The sequence below is a fragment of the Kitasatospora sp. NPDC048239 genome, from assembly GCF_043202015.1.
Lineage (GTDB): Bacteria > Actinomycetota > Actinomycetes > Streptomycetales > Streptomycetaceae > Kitasatospora.
The window spans coordinates 89,410-109,895 of the sequence record NZ_JBICZP010000011.1 but is presented as its reverse complement, the minus strand read 5'-3'; the positions used below and the strand labels follow the sequence as shown (position 1 = coordinate 109,895).

General features: G+C 73.3%; 9 protein-coding genes. 3 read left to right on the top strand and 6 right to left on the bottom strand.

Annotation, left to right across the window (positions count from 1 at the left end; translation table 11 throughout):
- Nucleotides 1–47: 47 nt before the first annotated feature.
- The 3 genes from ACGFZP_RS26890 to rph all read right to left on the bottom strand — a co-directional run bounded on the left by ACGFZP_RS26890 (nt 48) and on the right by rph (nt 4,284).
- Nucleotides 48–428 carry a VOC family protein gene (locus ACGFZP_RS26890; RefSeq protein ID WP_392937807.1) on the bottom strand — a complete coding sequence of 127 codons (381 nt, stop codon included), beginning with the start codon at nt 426–428 and terminating at the stop codon, nt 48–50.
- A 160-nt stretch (nt 429–588) separates the two neighbouring features.
- Nucleotides 589–1,476: a LysR family transcriptional regulator gene (locus tag ACGFZP_RS26885; RefSeq protein ID WP_392937804.1), complete on the bottom strand. Its 888-nt coding sequence runs from the start codon at nt 1,474–1,476 to the stop codon at nt 589–591.
- Between the two features lie 141 nt (nt 1,477–1,617).
- Nucleotides 1,618–4,284, bottom strand: a complete 2,667-nt coding sequence (rph, locus tag ACGFZP_RS26880; RefSeq protein WP_392937801.1) for a rifamycin-inactivating phosphotransferase — start codon at nt 4,282–4,284, stop codon at nt 1,618–1,620.
- A 661-nt stretch (nt 4,285–4,945) separates the two neighbouring features.
- On the opposite strand from rph, the gene ACGFZP_RS26875 reads away from it, so the two are divergent.
- Together ACGFZP_RS26875 and ACGFZP_RS26870 are read left to right on the top strand one after the other, a co-directional pair.
- Nucleotides 4,946–10,870 carry an RICIN domain-containing protein gene (locus ACGFZP_RS26875; RefSeq protein ID WP_392938128.1) on the top strand — a complete coding sequence of 1,975 codons (5,925 nt, stop codon included), beginning with the start codon at nt 4,946–4,948 and terminating at the stop codon, nt 10,868–10,870.
- Nucleotides 10,871–11,166: 296 nt separating this feature from the next.
- On the top strand, nt 11,167–13,083 hold the full coding sequence (locus ACGFZP_RS26870; protein WP_392937799.1) for a protein kinase: 1,917 nt from the start codon (nt 11,167–11,169) through the stop codon (nt 13,081–13,083).
- Between the two features lie 63 nt (nt 13,084–13,146).
- On the opposite strand, the gene ACGFZP_RS26865 is transcribed toward ACGFZP_RS26870, so the two are convergent.
- The 3 genes from ACGFZP_RS26865 to ACGFZP_RS26855 all read right to left on the bottom strand — a co-directional run bounded on the left by ACGFZP_RS26865 (nt 13,147) and on the right by ACGFZP_RS26855 (nt 18,309).
- Nucleotides 13,147–16,203, bottom strand: a complete 3,057-nt coding sequence (locus ACGFZP_RS26865) for a BTAD domain-containing putative transcriptional regulator (protein ID WP_392937797.1) — start codon at nt 16,201–16,203, stop codon at nt 13,147–13,149.
- A 113-nt stretch (nt 16,204–16,316) separates the two neighbouring features.
- On the bottom strand, nt 16,317–17,201 hold the full coding sequence (locus ACGFZP_RS26860) for a helix-turn-helix domain-containing protein (protein WP_392937795.1): 885 nt from the start codon (nt 17,199–17,201) through the stop codon (nt 16,317–16,319).
- Nucleotides 17,202–17,298: 97 nt separating this feature from the next.
- Nucleotides 17,299–18,309 carry a LacI family DNA-binding transcriptional regulator gene (locus tag ACGFZP_RS26855; RefSeq protein ID WP_392937792.1) on the bottom strand — a complete coding sequence of 337 codons (1,011 nt, stop codon included), beginning with the start codon at nt 18,307–18,309 and terminating at the stop codon, nt 17,299–17,301.
- 181 nt (nt 18,310–18,490) lie between these two features.
- On the opposite strand from ACGFZP_RS26855, the gene ACGFZP_RS26850 reads away from it, so the two are divergent.
- Nucleotides 18,491–20,215, top strand: coding sequence for a glycoside hydrolase family 36 protein (locus ACGFZP_RS26850; protein WP_392937789.1), 1,725 nt, complete (start codon nt 18,491–18,493; stop codon nt 20,213–20,215).
- Nucleotides 20,216–20,486: the final 271 nt, after the last annotated feature.

The following is a 20,486-nucleotide window of genomic DNA, read 5'->3' as shown; positions in this document are numbered from 1 at the left end:
CTGTGCTGCGGGCAGTCGGGCAGTCGGGCAGTCGGGCGGCCGGGGGGTCAGGCGCCTGTCGGCGGTACCCATTCGGTGAGCTGGACGACCACTCCGTTGGGGTCGGTCACCCGCACCACCAGCTCGCCCCATGGCTCCTGCTGGAGGGTCACGGCCAGGCCGGCCCCTTCGTTCCGCAGCCGCTCGTACTCGGCCGCGATGCCGGTGACCGCGAGCGACACGATCACGTCGGTCGGCCCTTGGCCCAACCCGTGCTGTTCGAGGTCGCGCCGCACCAGGACGAGGTCGACGGCCGCGTCGTCACGGCAGAGCTCCACGACGTCCTCGTCGACCACGACCTCACGGAACCCCAGGTGGGTGGTGAAGAATCGGCTGGAGGCGGCGGGGTCGGTGACCGTGAGGGACACCGCGGAGGACACGACGTTCATCGCGCACCCCTCTCTCGTGCTCGATCGTTGGGATGGATCAAGCTTCGGGCGCGGTGGTGCGGGGATCAACAGCGACTGTCGCAACGGTCGTTAACCCCGGTGTTGACGATCTCCGCTCCCACGCGGCGCCGCCGCCTACAAGGCGGCTCACCGGCACGCCTCAGTCGGGCAGGGGCCCCAGGTCGCGCACGACGCGGGCGAAGGAGCGGATCATCTCGTTCTCCGACTCGGTCCGCCACACCAGCGAGTACGAAAGCAGCTCCAGCCCTTTGACCGGCAGGTAGGCGATGTCCGGGCGCGGGTAGTAGCGGGCCACATGTACCGGGAAGAGGGCGACCGCATCCTGCATGCCCACCGTCATGAAGATCTCCTCGATGTTGTTCACGACGGCGCCCCGGTCGATGAACCGGCCTCGGGGCGTGTGCTGCGGAACGTAGTGGTCCATCCAGTAGTCGGGCGACGGGTTGACGCTCACGTGCTGGAAGTCGCTCATCTCCTCCAGGGTCACCGTGGACCACCGCGCGAGCGGGTGCTCGTGGTCCACGGCCAGCGCCCTCGGCTCGGAGAAGAGGGTGGGACCAACAGTCAGATCCGGCTCGTGGACGGCGGGCCAGGTGACCAGGATGTCGGCCTCCCCGTTGCGCAGCTGGCCGAAGGGATCGGCGTAGGCCGACATCCGCAGCCGCAGGTCCCACTGCGGGTGGCGGGTGCGAAAGGTCTCGAAGTACCGGCGCAGCTCCTGGATGTTGGCAGGGAACAGGCTCACCCGGAGCGTGCCCGTCTTGCCCCGGGCGGCCAGCCGGGCCCGCGCCAGACTCTGTGTCAGCCCCTGGTGCACGACCCGCAGGTCGTCCCGCAGTTGCTCACCGATCGGGGTCAGCCGGACGTTGCGGCTGTCCCGGGCGAACAGCTCCGCGCCGATCGAGCGCTCCTGCTTCTTGATCGCCTGGCTGACCCGTGCCCCGGAGACGTGCAGACGCTCCGCAGTCCGGCCGAAGTGCAGTTCCTCGGCCAGGGTCAGAAATATCTCGATGTCACGCAGTTCCACATGCCCCCACTTACCCCGTGACGTCCGCACGGCGGACCGCCATGGCCCATCCTTCCAGGTCCGCGGGCGTCGACCCGACCCGGACCCCTGGTCGGGCCGGACGCGCCCAGCACCGCGCGGCGCCCGGAAGGTCACCATCCGTCAGTGCAGGATCTCGACGTACCCGTCGGTTCCGTGCACGCGGATCCGCTGCCCGTCCCGGATCAGCCGGGTGGCCTGATCCACGCCCACGACGGCCGGCAGGCCGTACTCCCGCGCGATCACCGCGCCATGGGTCATCAGGCCGCCCACCTCCGTCACCAGGCCCGCGACGGCGACGAACAGCGGTGACCAACTGGGGTCCGTGTGGGCCGTGACCAGGATGTCGCCCGCTTCGAGATCGGCCTGCGCCATGTCGAGGATGACGCGGGCCCTTCCCTCGACGGTCCCGGCGGAGACCAATAGGCCGACCAGGGCGCCGGCCGGCACGTCGTCCCGCCGGTAGGCGCCGGCGACGGCCTCGCCGTCCGAGGTGAGCACCCGGGGCGGTGTGAGCGCCTCGTACGACCGGAACGCCTCCTTGCGCCCCTGGATGAGCCGGCCGTCCACCTGCCCGGTGCGCACGACGTCGTGGAACTCCTGGAACGTGAGGTGGAAGACGTCCTCCGGCTCATCGAGCACGCCGGCCTGCACGAGGCGCTCGGCCTCCTTCAGTAGCGACTGCTTGTAGACGAGGTAGCGGCTGACGATGTGGTACTTCGGGTACTCCCGGTACCCGATGAAGGTCCGGACTCGGTCGATCATCCGTTTGGTCTCGTCGGCCTTCCGCTCGCCGTCCGGCAGGGCCCGCAGGCGCGACAGGACGTCCCGTTCCTTCCTCTGTGCCTCCTGCCGCCCGTGCTCGAAGCGCCGCCCGGCTGCGCCCGGCGCGAAGAGCCTGACGTTGTCGAGGATCAGGGGCACGAGTGTGCCGGGGCGCTCGCGCCAGCGCGGCCTCGTGATGTCGATCTCGCCGACGCAGCGCATGCCGTACCGGTCGAGGTAGGCCTCGACGGCGTCGCGCGCCTCGGGCCCGCCCGCGAGCTTCGCCAGCCCGTCCAGGAAGTCCTCGCCCGCGGAGCCCCCCTTCTGGACGCCCTCGTGCTGGGTGCCCTCACCCGGGACGCCCTCGTGCTGGACGCCTTGCAGGAACGCCACCACCTCCGGATGAGGGCGGATCACGTCGGCGACGTCGAGCAGCGCCAGCCCCATTTCCGAGGTGACGTTGTCGGGGGCGGACAGCGTGAGCGTGTCGGCCGCGCTCTTCTCGCCCAGCCACTCCTGCAGCCTGTCGTTGAGCCACCAGGTGGCCTCCATCCCCGCCATGATCGCCTGCATGTTCAGCGGATCACCGAGGACTCGTTTGTGCTCCTCGAAGGCGCCCAGCAGGAAGTCGAACAGCGCCGGTCCGGTCTTCGTCCGGATGTCGCGCCGCAGGGCGGCGAGAGACGCCTGGTTGCGCGCGATCAGCTCGGCGACGATGGCCGGGTCGGTCTCGATCGGAGCCGACGCGCCGCCCGCCGGCGGCCTCCCGGGCCCTGCGGGACCGGCGTCCGGGAGCGACGGAACGAAGTCGCCGCGGTCGAGGACGGTCTCCAGCGCGTCCCTGACCAGCGGATCGCCTCTCCCCACGAGGTCCAGCAGGCCGACGCGGCTCGCGGGCGAGGCCAGGCGCCCGGTGACGTCGACGAACAGCCTCCCGCCGGCCTCGTGCATCGGTACCATCGCGGTCAGCTGCCACATGGACAGCCCCAGGGGCTTCATGGGGTCGGTCATCATCTGCTGATGGCCGACGGAGACGTAGACGTGGTTCTCCTGGTCGCCGGCCTGGGGGACGGGGAACAGCGTGGTGATCGGCCGGCTCTGAACGATCCGGAAGTCGTCGTCGACCAGGCACCATTCGATGTCCTGCGGGAGGCCGAGGTGCGCCTCGATCCGTCGCCCGAGCTGCACCAGCCGCACCACCTGGGCATCGGTCAGCGCCGGCTGCTCCTGCCGCCGCGGGTCGATCGCCACCTCGTGCGTACCGCCGTCCGGCCGGGGGTGGACGGCGCGCGGTTTGGTGGCGATCGCCCTGGCGATCACCACGCCGTCGCGCACCTTGAAGACGTCCGGGTTCACCAGGCCGGAGACCAGGGCCTCGCCGAGGCCGAAGCCGGCGTCCACGGTGGCGGTCCGCCGGTTGCCCGTGACGGGGTCGGTCGTGAACAGGATGCCGGCCGCATCAGGGAAGACCATCCGCTGGACGACCACGGCCATCCGGACCGTGCGGTGGTCGATGCCGTTGCGCCGGCGGTAGGTCACCGCCCGCTCGGTGAACAGCGACGCCCAGCACCGGCTGACGTGCCGGAGGACCGCCTCCGGCCCCACGACGTTCAGGTACGTGTCCTGCTGGCCGGCGAAGGAGGCCGTCGGCAGGTCCTCCGCCGTCGCGCTGGACCGGACGGCGCAGACGGCCTGCCCGCCGAGCCGGGCGAGCGCGTCGGTGACCGCCGTCGCGAGATCGCCCGGGACGGCGATCGTCTCGATGGTCCGGCGGATCTCCGCGCTGAGCGTGCGGACCGCCTCCAGGTCGTCCGGGTCCAGGCGGGACAGCCGGTCGAGCCGATCGTCGATCGACGGCGCCTGCGCCATGATCCGCCGGAAGGCCTCCGTCGTCACGCAGAAGCCGGCCGGCACACTGATGCCTTCGATCCGGGACAGCTCGCCCAGGTGCGCGCCCTTGCCGCCGACGATCGCGACCTGCGTCCGGTCGACCTCCCGAAGATCGAGCACGTACTGCCCGGTCATCGCGCTACCTCCGCGGCCGTGGTGTCCCGGCGCACCCCACCGGCCGATCGCACTGCCGGTCCCATCATCGGAGCGGCGTACACCGGACCGACGTACACCGGACCGGCGTGCACCGGACCGGTGTCACCGCGTCCTCCGTGTGTCGACAACAGCACCCGCACGTCGTGCCCTCATTTCCGCAGGTTGTGGCCTCGGCCAAGGATTCTGCGCGGTGACCGGGGTCTTGCCGCAAGCCCCCCGGTGGGTTATACGTTGAGAGTGGCGAGGAGAGACGCATCTCCTTGCCTTTCCTTTTTCCTGCCGGTTGCCGTCCGCTGGAACCGACAAGCTTCTCGCTGAGCGGCGGCGCGCCGCCTCCAGCGACACGCGCCCCTTGCAGCGACACACGCCGCCTACAGCCCACACGCGTCGCCGGCCCAGGCGGACGTCCCATGCTCCGGGGCGGGCGGGCGGGCGGGCGGGTAGGCGGGCAGGCGGGTGGGCGTTGACGGGGCGTATACGCGTTGTTGATCACCTATCTCTACGTTCGTGCGAGCCCGCGGCCGTCTCGGCCCGGGTTGGTCTGAATGTTGACGTGAAGGTGAGGTTTCCGACGCCCATGCGCCGGGATTTCTTCGGTTCCAGACTCCGGTCCCTGGTGGCCGCGACGATTGCGGGGGTGATGACGCTCCCTCTGCTGGGCGCCGTCGCGCCGACCGCGCAGGCGGTCGAGGCACCGCCGTACCTGCATCCGTGCCTTGACACGAGCGGGAAGCTGCCCGAGTTCGTGTACCGCGGGGTGGGGCTGAACCTGCGGAGCGGCAAGGCCGACGGGACGGTTCCCGAACTGGACTGGGCGGCGGACGGGATCGACCCGGACACGGTGTTCGAGGAGGGTTTCACCGCGAAGGGCGTCGCGGTGAACGCGCCGGACTACTCCGTGCCCCGCCATGTCACAGGCGATCCGGTCTCCGGGTACAGCACCGTCAACTCCGGCTACGTGAGCACGTCGTCCAATGAGAACGTGGCGAAGGAGTTCGCCGCCCGGCACAGCGGATTCTCCCGGCTCGGCAGTGACGAGGGGCCCAACGAGGCGGCGGCGAAGATCGGCTGGGTCTACAAGATCCGCCCTGACAAGCGCTTCTTCTTCGTACCCTTCCAGTTCCGGAACACCCCCGGAAGCGCCGGCCAGGAGATGGAATGGGCCGCGGTCGGGCGGATACCGGGCAGCTTCGTGGTCTCCGCGACGAAGGTGATCCAGACGTACGTCCGCACGGAGGCGGGTTGGCAGGAGAAGGGCCCCGTCACGGAGCTGGACACCGTGGTGAACGTGGAGGCGCAGGCGCCGTCCCGGGACCTCCTTCCGAACCTGCTGGAATACGGCTGGGGACCGCAGGCACGGGTCGTGACCATCGCACCCGAGGCGGCGGACCGGGCGGCGTGTCTCGGCCAGCCCAAACCCGAGGATCCGAGCTGCCCGGTGAAGCCCACCACGGTGGCGACGGCCGTACCGGCCACCCTGCGGTCGGTCGCGCTGGCCGGCGCCACCGGCACGGCACCGCGGACGGCCTCGGCGGATCCGGCGTCCGATGGCGGCGGCGCGCCCGGTAGTACCTCCGCTGCCGCTCCCGCCGCCGCGCCCGGCACCCCCGGCGGCCGCCCGCGGCCGCTCGACGGCGCGACGTACCAGCTCACCGCCTCGGCCTCGGCCTACAGCCCGACCTTCAACCTGGACGTGCGCGGCGGCGTGCCGTCCAGCGGCACGGCGGTTCAGGCGTACGCGCGCAACTGCACCGTTTCGCAGAACTGGCGGCTGCGCGAGGTGTCGACCGGTCGCTTCGCGCTGGAGAGCGCGCTCGCCCCGGGCCTGGTTCTGCAGCAGGACCCGTACAGCCACAACACCTCGGTGTCGTCGCTGCGGAACGACGCCGCGGGCAGGCCGAACGGCAGCGCCGACCAGCAGTGGACGTTCAAGGACGCCGGCGACGGCGGGTTCAGCCTCGTCAGTGCGGCCGACCAGCAGTGCCTGACCATGGCGGGGCAGCAGTCCACCGGACTGGGCGTCAGGCCGTGTGACGGCGGCGCGGCGCAGAAGTGGAACCTGTCCGTGCCCTGCGCGCCCGCGGACCCGGTGGTTCCGGGCGCCGGTCGTACCGTTCCCGGCTACCAGGGCCTGCCGTGGCCGACCGTCAAGGGCCACCCCGAGCTGACCTGGCCCGCGCTTCCCGGCGCGCCGAACATCCCGTGGCCCTCCGTCCCGGGCTACCCGGACGTGCCGATGCCGGGGCGTCCCGATCTGCCCGCGGTGGCCTGGCCGGGAGCGCCCAAGCTGCCGCCGGCGACCTGGCCGGGGGTGGGTGCGGGAGGCGGCGAGTGGCCGGCCGTCCACGGCTTCCCCAACCTCCCGTGGCCGGTGATGCCCGGCACCAAGGACGTGCCCTGGCCGATCCTGCCTTCGCCGTCCGCCCCGGGAGCCGACTCCGGAAGCGACGTGGTCATCCCCGGGCAGCCCCGGCCTGCGGCACCAGGTGTCGCCGGTCACCCCGAGCTGAAGTGGCCGACCGTCCCGGGCAACCCGGACGTGAGGTGGCCTGCTCTGCCGGGCCTTCCGGACATCCCGTGGCCGGGCCACCCGGACATGCCCGCCATCTCCTGGCCGGGTGCGCCGAACCTGCCGACGAGCGCCTGGCCGTCGCTGCCCGGCTTCCCGTCCTGGACCTGGCCGTCGATCCCGGGCTTCCCGGGTGTGCCGTGGCCGGCTCTTCCCGGGCAGGCGTCCACGCCGTGGCCCGCGGTCTCGGGGCTGCCCAACCTGCCGAACAGGCCGATTCCGACCGACCCGGCACCCGGGCAGTGCAACCAGCCGGGTGCCCCCGACCCCGGTACCGACCCCGGTACGGATCCGGGTACCGATCCCGGGGGCTCGAACGGCGGCACCCCTGGCGGTCCGCTTCCCTCGCTTCCCGGTATCAGACTGCCCAGCTTCCCCTGGCTTCCCAGCCTCCCCCCGTGGGGCTTCGGCCCGGGCGGTCCGGCGGGCGGTCCCGGCGGCGGTCCCGGCGGCGGGCAGCGGCCGGATCCGGCACTGGGCATCGGCCTCGCCTCGGCGGCCGACGCCCAGTTGGTGCCCGACGTGCGCGGCGGCGTGCCCGCCGTGGGGACGCCCGTGCAGGCGTGGCAGCCGAACGGGACCGACTCCCAGCGCTGGGCCTTCTGGGACCGCGGCAACGGGAACTGGCTGATCGAGAGCCGGCTCACCTACGGCGGCAGCCGTCCGGAGGAGCGGATGGTTCTCGGGCACGACACCGGCACCCACCAGACGGCGCTCCAGGCGGCGGCCGGCCGGCCGAGCCTTGAGTGGAGGTTCGCCGACGCCGGCAACGGCTGGACGACCGTCGCGAACGGCGCCGGAGGCGGCTGTCTGACCTCCGCCGCCGCGGGGCAGCCGCTGACCGTGACCACCTGTGACGGCTCCGACCGCCAGAAGTGGTGGCTGACCGGACCGACCGGCAGTGGCAGCGGCGGCAGTGGCAACCAGGGTGCGGTGGCCGTTCACTCGGCGTTCCCGGGCAAGTGCGCGGACGTCACCGGCGGGAACACCGCCAACAGCACCCCCGTCCAGCTGTACGACTGCAACGGCACCGCCGCCCAGCAGTGGACCCCGTCCGCGAGCAGTGGTGTGTTCGTCCTGAAGACCTTCGGCAAGTGCCTGGACGTGTCCGGGGGCCTCACCGCGCGCGGAACCCGGGTGGGCCTGTACGAGTGCAACGGCACCGCCGCGCAGAACTGGCAGCAGGGCAAGGACGGTTCGCTGGTCAACCCCGTCTCGGGCAGGTGCCTGGACGTGACCGGCGGCAACGCCGTGAACGGCACCGCCCTGCAGATCTGGGACTGCAACGCCAGCGACTCGCAGCGCTGGGGCCTGGGCGTGGTGCCGCCCCGTGCGGCGCAGCCGCCGGCGCCGAAGCCGGGCGCCGGTCCGGTGGTCAACCCCGGTATCGGTACCGGACAGGTCTCCACCCTCGTCTCCGCGAACAACCGGATGGTGGCGGACCTCGACAACTCCGACACCGGCTCGGGCACCTCGATCCAGGCGTTCGGCGCGAACGGCAGCGACGCGCAGCGCTGGGCGTTCTGGGACGCGGGCAACGGCCGGTGGATCGTGGAAACCCTGTTGACGGACGGGAAGACGGCGGCGGGCCAGGGCATGGTCATGGACCATGACCCGGGCAACCACCGTACCCACCTCATCCGCACCATGGACGGCAACGCCAACCAGCACTGGGCGTTCCGGGACGCCGGCAACGGCTGGTTCTGGATCACCAGTGACACCGACAACAACTGCCTCACCGCCGACAACCCCGGTGCGGCGCTCGCCATCAGCGCCTGCGACGGATCCGACCGCCAGAAGTGGCGCCTCGGTGACGTCTCCAACGGCCCCAACCCGCCCGGCCAACCGGGTCAGCCGGGTCAGCCGGGTCAGCCCAACCAGCCGAACCCGGGCACCGCGCCCGTCGTCAACCCCGGAGTGCGCAACAACCTGGTGGCGACGCTGCGTTCGGCGAACAACGGAATGGTGGCGGACCTGGACGGTGCGAACACCGGCTCCGGCACCTCGATCAAGGCCCTCGGCCCGAACGGCGCCGACGCGCAGCGCTGGGCGTTCTGGGACGCGGGCAACGGCCGGTGGATCCTGGAGACCCTGCTGACCGACGGGAGGACGGCGGCCGGTCAGGGCATGGTGATGGACCACGACCCAGGCACCCACCGCACCCACCTCATCCGCACCATGGACGGCAACGCCAACCAGCACTGGGCCTTCCACGACGCCAGCAACGGCTGGTTCTGGATCACCAGTGACACCGACAACAACTGCCTGACCGCCAACAACCCGGGCGAGGCGCTCGCGGTGAGCCCGTGCAACGGCGGCGACCGGCAGCGGTGGCGGCTCGACGGACCCGCCCAGGGACCGAACCCGCCCAGCCCGGCCACGGGTACGGTGGTCAACCCCGGGGTCGCGGACAACCGCGTCGCGACCCTGCTCTCCGCGAACAACGGGATGGTCGCGGACCTCGACGGCGGGGTGACGAACTCCGGTACGTCGATCAAGGCCCTCGGCCCGAACGGCAGCGAGGCACAGCGCTGGGCGTTCTGGAGCACCGCAAACGGCCGGTGGATCCTGGAGACGCTGCTGACCGACGGGAAGGCGGCGGCCGGTCAGGGCATGGTCATGGACCACGACCCGGGCAACCACCGCACCCATCTGATCCGCACCATGGACGGCAACGCCAACCAGCACTGGGCGTTCCGGGACGCGGGAGGCGGCTGGTTCTGGATCACCAGTGACACCGACAACAACTGCCTGACCGCCAACAACCCCGGTGAGGCGCTCGCCGTGAGCCCGTGCGACGGCGGCAACCGGCAGAAGTGGCGGCTGGACAACATCGGGAACGGCCCGAGTGCACCCCAGCAGCCCCAGCCGGGCGGCCCGTCCACCGGCCCGGTCACCGGTCCGGTCATCCGGCCGAACATCGGCAACAGCCAGGTCGCGACCCTGCGGTCCAACAACAACGGCCTGGTCGCCGACCTCGACGGTGGCAACACCGCCTCGGGCACCTCGGTCAAGGCACTGGGCGGCAACGGCAACCCCGCCCAGCGGTGGGCGTTCTGGGACTCCGGCAACGGCCACTGGATCATCGAGACCCTGCTCACGGACGGCAAGGCCGCCCCGGGCCAGGGCATGGTCCTGGACCACGACCCGGGCAACCACCGCACCCACCTGATCCAGAACCAGGCGGGCAACGCCAACCAGCGGTGGACCTTCCAGGACGCCGGCAACGGCTGGTACCGGCTCGTCAGCGACACCGACGGCGGCTGCCTGACCGCGAACAACGCCGGCGAACAGCTCGGCGTCTGGCGCTGCGACGGCTCCGACAAGCAGCGCTGGCGGCTGGACAACGTCCAGGCCGGCCCGACCCCGGGCGCAGGCTCCGGCGGTGGCGGCGGTGGCAACACCGGCGGCGGCAACACCGGCGGCGGCAACACCGGCGGCGGCGGTGGCGGCTCGCAGCCGGACAACTGCGGAAGCCAGCCGCAGGGCGCCGAGCAGCGGGGCGGCTGGATGTGGAAGGGCTGGAACCTCTGCCGCGGCGCCGCGATCACCAGCGGCAACGCCGACCAGTGGACCACCCTGCAGATGAAGGGCGACGGCACGCTGGAGCTCGTCTACAGCTGGGTCAGCGACTGGACCGGCCAGACGAGTTCGGCCGTGGAGTGGACGGCACCGGGCAGCACCGGGTGCGGTCGGCGGGCCACCATGCAGCAGGACGGCAACTTCGTCGTCTACGGCGACGGCGGCCGGGTCTGCTGGGGCTCCGGAACCGAGGGCCACACTGCAGCCTGGCTGGAGGTCAACCCGTCCGGAACCCTGACGATCTGGTGGGTCGACGACCGCGCCCTGGCGGCGGCCGGCATTCCGCTCAACCTCGCGCAGGCCTCGCTCGACCTCATCCTGGCGCTGGCCGCCTCCATCCCGCGCCTGCAGTGGCAGCAGGGGGTCCAGCACAGGATCCCGACGCCGAACTGCCAGAAGATCCACTGCACCTGACCCCACCAGGAGGCCACTTCCCCGGGGAGTGATCGAGTAGACCAGGGCCGGGTGGTCCGACGTACCCGTCGGGCCGCCCGGCCCTTTTTCGAGCTTGGACCACCGTTGGGGACGGCTGGGGCGGGGGGTGTAGGGGCGGGAAATGGTCTGGGCCCGGCGGGATTCATATGATGGCAAGTCATTAGTTATTTGTCGGTGCCATGATCTGCGGACGGCGCCCCGGACCAGGGCGCGCCCAGGGAACCGGGCCGGTCCGCGGATGCGCACCGGTCCTCGGGCTTGATTCAGGGAGAACCATGCGTGGCACCGTACTCGGCGACCGCTACCGGCTGGTGGACTGGCTGGGCGGCGGGTCGATGGGCGACGTATGGCTCGCCGAGGACGAGGTCCTGGGCCGCCGGGTGGCGGTCAAGGTGGTGAAGCCGGCCCTGCTGGACGAACCCGGCTTCGCCGAGCGCTTCCACGCCGAGGCCCGCGTCATGGCGCAGCTGCGGCACCCGGGCATCGTCGGTGTGTACGACTACGGGCACAGCGCCGCGGACGGGCTGCGCTCGGTCGGCTACCTGGTCATGGAGCTGATCGACGGGGAGCCGCTGAGCGCGGTGCTGGAACGCCGCGGCGCCCTGCCGGTGGCGGAGACCCTCCGGATGGCGCTCCAGGTGCTGGAGGCGTTGGAGGCCGCGCACGAGTCCGGCGTGGTCCACCGGGACATCAAGCCGGCCAACCTGATGGTCCGCGCCGACCGGACGGTGATCGCGGACTTCGGCATAGCCCGGCCCGGCTGCGACGCCCGGCTGACCGTACCGGGGATGGTGCTCGGCACCGCCGCCTACCAGGCGCCCGAACAGGCCTCCACCGGGACGGTCACCGCCTCGGCGGACCTCTACGCGCTGGGCGTCGTCCTCTACGAGTGCCTCGCCGGACGGCTGCCGTTCGAGGGGGAGACCGCCCTCGAGGTGATCCTCAAGCACCTGACGACGCCCGTGCCGCCGCGTCCCGAGGGCGTGCCCGCGCCGGTGTGGGCGCTGGTCGAGCGGGCGATGGCCAAGGAGCCCGGCCAGCGCTGGTCCGACGCGGCGACGATGGCCGCGGCGGTGGAGAAGGCCATCGTCCGGGCGGGGGAGCCGGTGCCCGCGGCCCCGGCCCGGCCCCGGCCGTCCGCCGGACGCGCCGCGCGGGCCCGGCTGCGCCTGCGCGGGCTGGTCGGGGTGACGGCGCTGTCGCTGGTCTGCGTGGCCGGGGCGGCCGGAGCGACGGTGATCCCGCCCGACCGGGACGGCGCACCGGACATCGTCGCCGCGCCGCCGGTCGGCCTCGCGGGCCCGGGGGTACCCGTGCAGGCGGCGACCGACCGCAGGCTCGCCGGACAGCAGCCCGTCCAGGCGGCGGCTTCGGCGCCGTCGGCCGGACCGGGCGCGGGCGAGAGCCCCGCACCCGGGCCCGGGCCCGATCCGTCGGCCGGACCGACCCCGGCCGTGCCCGTCCGGCTGGGGGATCCGTCGTCCACCGGGTCCGCCGGCGGCCAGGACGCCGCGGCGCCTGCGCCGTCCGCGGTCGTGCCCGTCCGGCCGGGTGCGCCGGATCCGTCCTCCGCCGGGTCCGCCGGCGGCCAGGACGCCGCGGCGCCTGCGCCGCCCGTGGTCGCGCCCGTCCGGCCGGGTGCGCCGGATCCCTCCCCCGCCGCGCCGGCCGGGGGTCAGGAGCCCGGCACGCCCGCGCCGACCCCCAGCCCCTCGGCCCAGCCCACCTCGCACGAGACGGCCACGCCCACGCCGTCCGCGACGGCGACGCAGCCCACCCAGCCGCCGAAGCCGCAGCTGCCCTCCCTGGTGCAGATCACCGGCACCGGCGGCGCGCTGGACAACTCCAGCTCCGCGGACCGGGACGGCAACCTGGTCGGCACCTACCTCATCAACGGCACGCTGGCCCAGACCTGGCGGCTGGACAAGGTCGCCGAGGGCAAGTACTACCTGCGCAACGCCTCCAGCAACTTCACCAAGGTGCTGGACCTGGACTGGCGCACCGGGTCCGTGCAGATCTGGACGAACCCGCCGGGCGCCGAGAACCAGATCTGGTCCTTCGTGCCGGTGCCGGGCGGCCACCAGATCGTCAACGCCTTCACCAAGGAGTGCCTGACGTCCGACGGGATCGCCCAGTGGGCCCGGATGTCGGCCTGCTCGGACGCGGGCAACCAGGTGTGGACGCTGTCCTGAGCAGCCGTCGGGCCGCCGGTTGAGCCTGGTCACCCGGGCAGTTGGAGGGAGCTCGCCCGGCGGTCAGGCCGGGAGCCAGGACGGCCACTGCCGGCGGGGCTGGTCGGCGGGCCGGCCGAGGCCGATCAGGGCGTGCAGCCGGTCGGCCTCGGGGGAGCCGATGGAGGCCAGGATGTCGTAGGCCTCCGACCGGCAGGCCCGGGCCGCGTCCTCGGTGGCGCCGCGGTCGGCGAGCGCGTCACCGAGTGCCGCCAGGGCCAGCCCCCGCCCCCGGCGGTCGCCGTCGAGCGTCAGCACCTCGACCGCCCGGTCGGCCGCCTCCACCGCCTCCTCGCTGCGGCCGACGGCTCGCAGCGACTCGGTGAGCCGCAGCAGCGTCCGGCCCGTCCGGCGCCGGTCGTCCGGCCGCAACAGGGCCAGGGCGCCGCGGTGGTGGCGCAGGGCCAGCTCGAACTCGCCGCGGTCGTGGGCGATCGTCCCCAGCGAGTCGAGGGCGAGCGCCTGGAGCTCGTGGTCGGCGAGTTGGTGGCAGATCAGCAGGGACTGGTCGACGACGCGGACCGCCGCTTCGAACCGGCCGAGCTCGGTGAACGCTCCGGCCAGGTTGAGCAGCTCGACCGCCACCGAGCGCCGGTCGCCGAGCCGCTCCCAGACCGGGATCGCCGCCGTGAAGGCGTCGACCGCGTCGCCCGGCCGGCCGACCTGGACGAACAGGGCGGCCAGTGAGGCGTGGGACAGCGCGAGCAGCGGCCCCGGCAGGTCGTGGGCGGTGCACAGGTCGCGGGCCCTGAACAGCTCGCCGAGCGCGGCCGGTTCGGAGCCGACCTCGGTGAGCAGCCGGCCGAGCACCAGCCGGGCCCTGGCCTCGGCCGTCCGGTCGCCCTGCCGGACGGCGGCCTGGAGCAGGACCTTGGCCGCGTGCCCGAGCGGCCGGGTGGCCTGGCCGGTCTCGCACAACAGGCTGCACCCGAGCAGCAGTTCGGCCACCAGATCGAGCCGGTCCGGCGCGGGAAGCCCGGCGTACTGGCCGACCAGGGCGCCGATGCCGTGGAACTCACCGCGACCGCGGGCCACCGCGCGGGCGTCGGGGGCCTGCGGCGCACCGGCGCCGGACAGGGCCGCACGGGTGGCGGACGGGCCGAGGGCCGCGACGGTGCCGGCGTGGTGGTGGACCGCCAGGCGGGTGAGGACGGCGGCCGGGCGGTCCGCCTCCGCCTCCGCTCCCGAGCCCGAGGCTCCCGAGCCCGAGGCTCCCGAACCCGAGGCTCCCGAGCCCGCAGCCGCGCCCGTCCCCGAACCCGCGGCTCCCGAGCCCGCCGGATCCGGCGTGAGCCGCTGGGCGAAGGTGCGCAGCAGGTCGTGGTACCGGTAGCGGTCCGGGGGCGCGGTCTCCAGCATCGAGCAGTCGACCAGCGACTCGGCCAGCTCCTCGGCCTCGTGCTCGGGCAGGCCGAGCACCGCCGCCACCGCGCCCGGCGACAGATCGGGCACGTCCGGCACCGCCAGCAGAGCGAAGGCGCGGGCCTGGTCGGGTGTCAGCTGGTCGTAGCCGAAGCGGAAGGCCGACTCGACGGCGAGGTCCCCGGTGCGCAGCACGTCCAGTCGGCGGCGGTTCTCGGACAACTTGTCGAGCAGTTGGGCCATGGTCCAGTCCGGTCGGCAGGCGAGGCGGGCGGCGAGGATGCGCACGGCCAGCGGCAGGTGGCCGCAGAGCCGGACGAGCTCCCCGGCCGTGTCCGCCTCGGTCTGCAGCCGCTGTCCGCCGACCACCTGGCCGAGCAGGTCGAGGGCCTCCTCCGGGGCGAAGGCCGGCAGCACGACGACGTGTGCGTTGGGCAGCGAACCGAGCCTGGCCCGGCTGGTGACGAGCACGGCGCAGCCGGGCCGGCCGGGCAGCAGCGGCCTGATCTGCTCGGCGTCCCGGGCGTTGTCGAGGACCACCAGCACGCGTCGGCCGGAGAGCAGCGAGCGGAACTGGGCGGAGCGTTCGGCGAGCCCGGCGGGCAGCGCGTCCGCCGGTACGCCGAGGGCACGGAGGAAGGCGCTCAGCACCTCCTCGGGCAGCGCCGGGCGGCCGTCCGTCCCGTGCAGGTCGACGTAGAGCTGGCCGTCGGGGAAGTCGGCGGCCAGCCCGTGCGCGACATGGACGACCAGGGCCGTCTTGCCCACGCCGCCCAGGCCCGACACGGTCGCGACGGGCACGGTGTGGGGGGCGAGCAGGGCGGTCCGCAGCGCCTCGGTCTGCGCCTCGCGGCCGGTGAAGTCGGCGAGGTCGGCCGGTACCTGGGTGGGTCGCACGGGCACCCGGTCCGGCCGGACCGGTGTCTGGTGCGGCAGGCGGCCCGCGGTGCCACCGGGCCGGGGCGGCGGGGGCGCCGCGAGGGTGGCGTCGGCCACCAGGATCCGGCGCTGCAGCTCGCGCAGGCCCGGTCCGGCGGCGACGCCGAGCTGCGCCCGCAGCAGCCGGTCCGTGGCGCGGTACACGCTCAGAGCCTCGGCCTGCCGCCCGGTGCGGTAGAGGGCGAGCATCAGCAGCTCGGAGAACCGCTCCCGGTGCGGGTGTTCGGCCGTGACCGCGGTCAGTTCGGCGACGGCCTCGCCGGACGGTCCGGCCTCGACCTCGGCCTCCAGGCACGACTCCAGGACGGTCACCCGGCGTTCGGCCCACTCGCCGCGCTGGCGCTCCGCATAGGGGCCGGAGAGCCCGGACATCGGCTCGCCCTGCCAGAGGGCCAGCGCCGAGCGGAGGGTGGCTGCGGCGTCGGCGTGCTCCCCGGCGGCGCGGAGCTCCTTCGCCGCGCCGACGAGCTCCTCGCAGCGGTGGATGTCCAGCCCCGTGGGATCCATGGTGAACAGGTAGCCGCCGGCGAGCGAGGTCAGCGGGGCGGGCCCGAGGATGCGGCGCAGGCGGTGGACGTACGTCCGGATCACGCCCGTGGCCTTGGCGGGCGGCTCCTCGCCCCACAGGTCGTCGACGAGTTGACCGGCCGACACGGGGTGGTTGGCCCTCAGCAGCAGCGAGAGCAGAAGGCTCCGCTGTTGCGGCGAGCCCAGCGCGAGCTCGCCGCCGTCCCGCCACCCCCGTACCGGTCCCAGTACCGCGAACCGCAAACCACCCACCGACCGTCCCCCTCCGGACGCAGACGAACCCCCGGCCGCATGATACCGACCGCCTCACCCCTGGCCGGAGAACGCCGCTCAGGGGGGCGGCGGCGGGCGGGCGGTGCTGTGCGTCAGGTCGCCGACAGGTATCCGGGGGCGGCCCACGCGACGCCGTCGACCGCGAGCCAGGGTGCGGCCGCCACGGCCCCGGGCGTCACCCCGGCGAAGTCCAGCACCTCCCGGTGGAGGTGGGACTGGTCGGCGTAGCCGGTCTCGGCCGCCACCAGGGCGGCGCTGTGCCCGGCCGCGAGACGGTGGGCCGCATGGTCGAAACGGACGAGGCGGGCCGCCTGCTTGGGGGTGAGGCCGATCTGGGAGCGGAACCGCGACCACAGCCGCTTGCGGCTCCAGCCGACCTCGGTGGCCAGCAGCTCGACCCGGACCGCTCCCCGGGCCGCCAGCATCCGCCCCCAGGCGAAGGCGACCTCCGGGGCGACCGGCCGGCCGGCCTCGTGGCGTCGGGCGAGTGCGGCCTCCGCGATCAGGAACCGGTCCTGCCATGATCCGGCGGTGCGCAGCCGCTCCTGGGTGCGCGAGGCGTCGCGGCCCCAGAGCTCGTCGAGGGACACCACCGTGGTGCCCCACTCGGTACAGCCGCCCAGGACCGTGTGCGCGAGCAGCGGCGACAGGCGCACCTGTAGGCACTCGACGTCCTGGCCGTGGCCTCGAACGCCGCCGGCGCCGAGCCCGACGACGACGTTGCCGCCCAGCCCCCGACCGCCGGTGCCGCTGCCGTCGCTGCTGCCGGTGCCGCCGCTGCCGTCGACGCCGAACAGCCCGTCGCCCAGGTCGACGGCCACCGTGACGGCCGGGTACGGGACCACGCCCAGCTCGACGAAGTCGGTGGTCCGGGAGCGGAATCCGGCCATGGCGACCCCCGGCAGCCGACCGGGCCGCGACGGGGTGGCGATGTCCCACAACGCGGTGGTGTCACGGGCGGAACCGGCGTACCGCATATCGGCAGGCTACGCGAGGTCCGTCCGCGGCACTACGGCCCGGGCGCGACGACCGGACGGGCGATCCTGCCGCCGTGGCGTGGTCGGACCTCGGCGGTCAGCTGGAGGCCCGGACGATGAGCTCGGGGCGGACGAGGGCGTGGGCCGCCGGCCGGGCCGGGTCGGCGAGTTGGGCGACGACCTGCTCCACCGAGCGGGCGCCCAGGAGGTTCTTGTCGATGTGGAGCGTGGTCAGCGGCGGGCTCGTGATCTCGGAGAGGATGAGGCCGTCGCAGCCGACGACGGCGCAGTCCTGCGGGGCGCTCAGGTTCCGGCGTTCGAGTTCGAGGAGGGCGCCGACCGCCATGACGTCGTTGTAGGTGATGACGGCCGTGGTGTCGGGGTGGGCGTCGAGGAGGCGGCCCATCGCCTCCTGCCCGCCCGCGATCGAGTTGCCCGAGCCGACGATCCGGGTGGTGTGGTCCCCGGGGGTGAGGGGCGCCGCGAGTTCGCCGAAGAGGAGGCCGCGCGGGCTGCGGGGTCGGTCCCTGCCCAGGTCGAGCATGCCGATCCGGGTGTGGCCGCGGGCGGTGAGGTGCGCCAGGATCTGCGCGGCGCCGTCCCGGAAGTCGATGTCGACGCGGTTGAAGGACCGGGTCTCCGGGGGGAGTTCGGCCTCCCAGCCGAAGACGGAGAACGGTATGCCCAGCTGCCGCGCCTTGGCGAGTGCGGCGGGGTGGTGGAGGTAGCCGACGAAGCCGTCGGTCTGCCGGTCGATGAGGTCGAGGGCGGCGAGTTCGCCCTCCTCGGTGGCCCGGGTCGCGACCATGACGACGTGGGCGCCCGCCGCCTCGGCCGAGTGCATGACGCCGTCGGCGACCTCGGGGAAGAACGGGTTGGTCAGGTTGGGGAGGATCATGCCCAGCGTGAGCGTGTCGCGGCGCATCATCCCGCGGGCGAAGCGGTTCGGCCGGTAGTCGAGCGCACGGGCCGCCTCCAGGACGCGTTCCCTGGTCCGGGGGTCGATTTCGCCCTTGTCGTTGATGGCGCGGGAGACCGTCTGGCGGGAGACTCCCGCGGCCCGCGCGACGTCCTCGATGGTGGGCCGTTTGGCGGACGACGGGGACATTCGCGCTCTCCTCCTGAAGGTCGGTTTCGCCGCGATTGCCGCAGCGTCGGACAGTTTATCCGTGCGCTCACCGGTGGGTTTACCGGCGCGAAATGGAGCCTTGACTTTGCTTGCGGCGATCGACGAGCATGACCCGTGACAGCTCACGTGAGCGCTCACGGGACACAGGGATTGGAGCCGCATGACCGAGGTGTGGGAACCGTATGCCCCGGCTGTCGCCGACGTGCCGCACGAGATCCGGGTGGGGGATCTGGACCTGCGGATCATCGGAACCGAGTCCGGGCCCGTGGACGTGGGGAACGGAGTACTCGAACTGGAGGTCCGCGGCGAGGGGGAGGTCCGGGTCGAGTGGCGGATCCCCTGCACCGGGGCCACCGCCTACTGGACGCCGACGAACAACGACGCCTACTGGCTGCCCACGGCCTGGGCGGCGCCGACACCGGTCTCCTTCGTCCGCGGCGCGCCCGTCGCGGCCCTGATCGGGCAGCACGACCGGGCCCTGTGCGCGTTCGCGGCGGTGCAGGCCGAGGCCGTGATCGGCAGCGGGGTGGTCGAGGCGACGGGGGACTTCCGCTTCTGGGTCAAGTCCGACAAGGTGCTGCGGCTGCGGATCGACCGGTCCGGCCGGCACTTCGCCCGCTGCCTCCAGGACCTGGTGGGCTGGTGGCCGGGGAGCGACCGGCGCATTCCGGACGTCGCCCGGATGCCGGTCTACTCGACCTGGTACGCGCTGATGCAGGAGGTCTCGCCGGAGCGGATCGAGCGGCAGGCCGCCCTCGCCAAGCGGATCGGCTGCGACAGCATCATCGTCGACGACGGGTGGATGACCACCGACCGCGCCCGCGCCTTCGGCCACTGCGGGGACTGGGAGCCGCTGTCCCTGCCGGAGACCGCCGGGCACGTCGCACGGGTCCGGTCGCTGGGCATGGCGTACCTGCTCTGGTACGGCCTGCCGCTGGTCGGGCAGGAGAGCTCGGTCTGGGAGAAGTTCCAGCCCTACGCGCTCCAGCGGGTCGAGCCGCTGCGCGCGATCGTGCTCGACCCGCGCTATCCGGAGGTCCGTGCGCACCTGGTGGAGACGACCGTCCGGGCGATCGCCGAGTGGGGGATGGACGGGTTCAAGTTCGACTTCCTGGAGCGGTTCACCTCCGTCGGCGCGCCGCCCGCGGGCCCCGACGCGGACTTCGCCGACGTCGGCGAGGCGGTGGCCGAGCTGCTCCGGCAGATCGTGGCGCAGGCGTCCGAGGTGCGGGGGTCCGTCCTGCTGGAAAGCCGCCAGCCCTACGTCGGGCACGGCTTCTGGCCGTACGCCACCATGGTGCGCGCCGTCGACTGCCCGCTGTCCACGACGCAGAACCGCAGGCGCACCATCGACCTGCGGCTGACGGCCGGTCCGCTCGCCGTGCACGCGGACATGGTCATGTGGCACCCGCAGGAGAGCGCCGAGCAGATCGCCGCGCAGCTGATCGGCGTCCTGTTCTCGGTGCCGCAGATCTCGGTCGACCTGACGGAGCAGACCCCGGAGCAGATCGAGGCGGTCTCCTTCTGGCTGGGCTTCTTCCGGAAGTACGCGGAGGTGCTCCAGCAGGGTGAGTTCGTGCCGTCCCGCCCCGAGCTCGGCTACCCGGTCGTCCGGGCCGGGGACGGCCGGACGGTGGTGGTCGCCCGCTACGCGCCGGTGGTCGTGGACGTCCCGGTGGCGGGGTGGTCGGAGTTCCTGCTGGCCAACGCCGATGCCGACAGCCAGGTGACGCTCTCCGGCGGTCCGCTCCGAAAGGTTGCCGCCACCGTCCGGAACGCGCGGGGGCAGGTGCTCTGGGAGGGGCCGCTCGATCTCGGCCGGGGCACCGTCGTGGTCGAGGTGCCGACGGGAGGCCTGGTCTCGCTGGCCGACACCGCGGCCTGACCGGGCCGCGGGCCCCGCCCGGCCCCGCCGCCCACTGCCCACTGCCCACCGCCCGCCATCCACCCCGCCTACCGCCCCCGCCCGGTGCGCCCCTGCCGGGCGGGCCCGGCGCCGCCCGGGCTCTGCTCGGCCCGGATCCCGACCTGCCCGGCGCCGCTGCTCGGGAAATCCCCGGGTCATCCCTTTCCGCGGATACGGGGATCCCGCCGCCGACGCATTCCGTCTGCCGCCGGCGCGCGATCACGGCTGCGCCGCCGCAGCCGATTCCATG

Excerpts from the sequence above, each read along its gene's own strand:
- ACGFZP_RS26870 (WP_392937799.1), top strand. The coding sequence starts at position 11,167 with ATGCGTGGCACCGTACTCGGCGACCGCTACCGGCTGGTGGACTGGCTG.
- ACGFZP_RS26850 (WP_392937789.1), top strand. The coding sequence starts at position 18,491 with ATGACCGAGGTGTGGGAACCGTATGCCCCGGCTGTCGCCGACGTGCCG.
- ACGFZP_RS26860 (WP_392937795.1), bottom strand. The coding sequence starts at position 17,201 with ATGCGGTACGCCGGTTCCGCCCGTGACACCACCGCGTTGTGGGACATC.
- ACGFZP_RS26890 (WP_392937807.1), bottom strand. The coding sequence starts at position 428 with ATGAACGTCGTGTCCTCCGCGGTGTCCCTCACGGTCACCGACCCCGCC.
- rph (WP_392937801.1), bottom strand. The coding sequence starts at position 4,284 with ATGACCGGGCAGTACGTGCTCGATCTTCGGGAGGTCGACCGGACGCAG.
- ACGFZP_RS26875 (WP_392938128.1), top strand. The coding sequence starts at position 4,946 with ATGACGCTCCCTCTGCTGGGCGCCGTCGCGCCGACCGCGCAGGCGGTC.
- ACGFZP_RS26855 (WP_392937792.1), bottom strand. The coding sequence starts at position 18,309 with ATGTCCCCGTCGTCCGCCAAACGGCCCACCATCGAGGACGTCGCGCGG.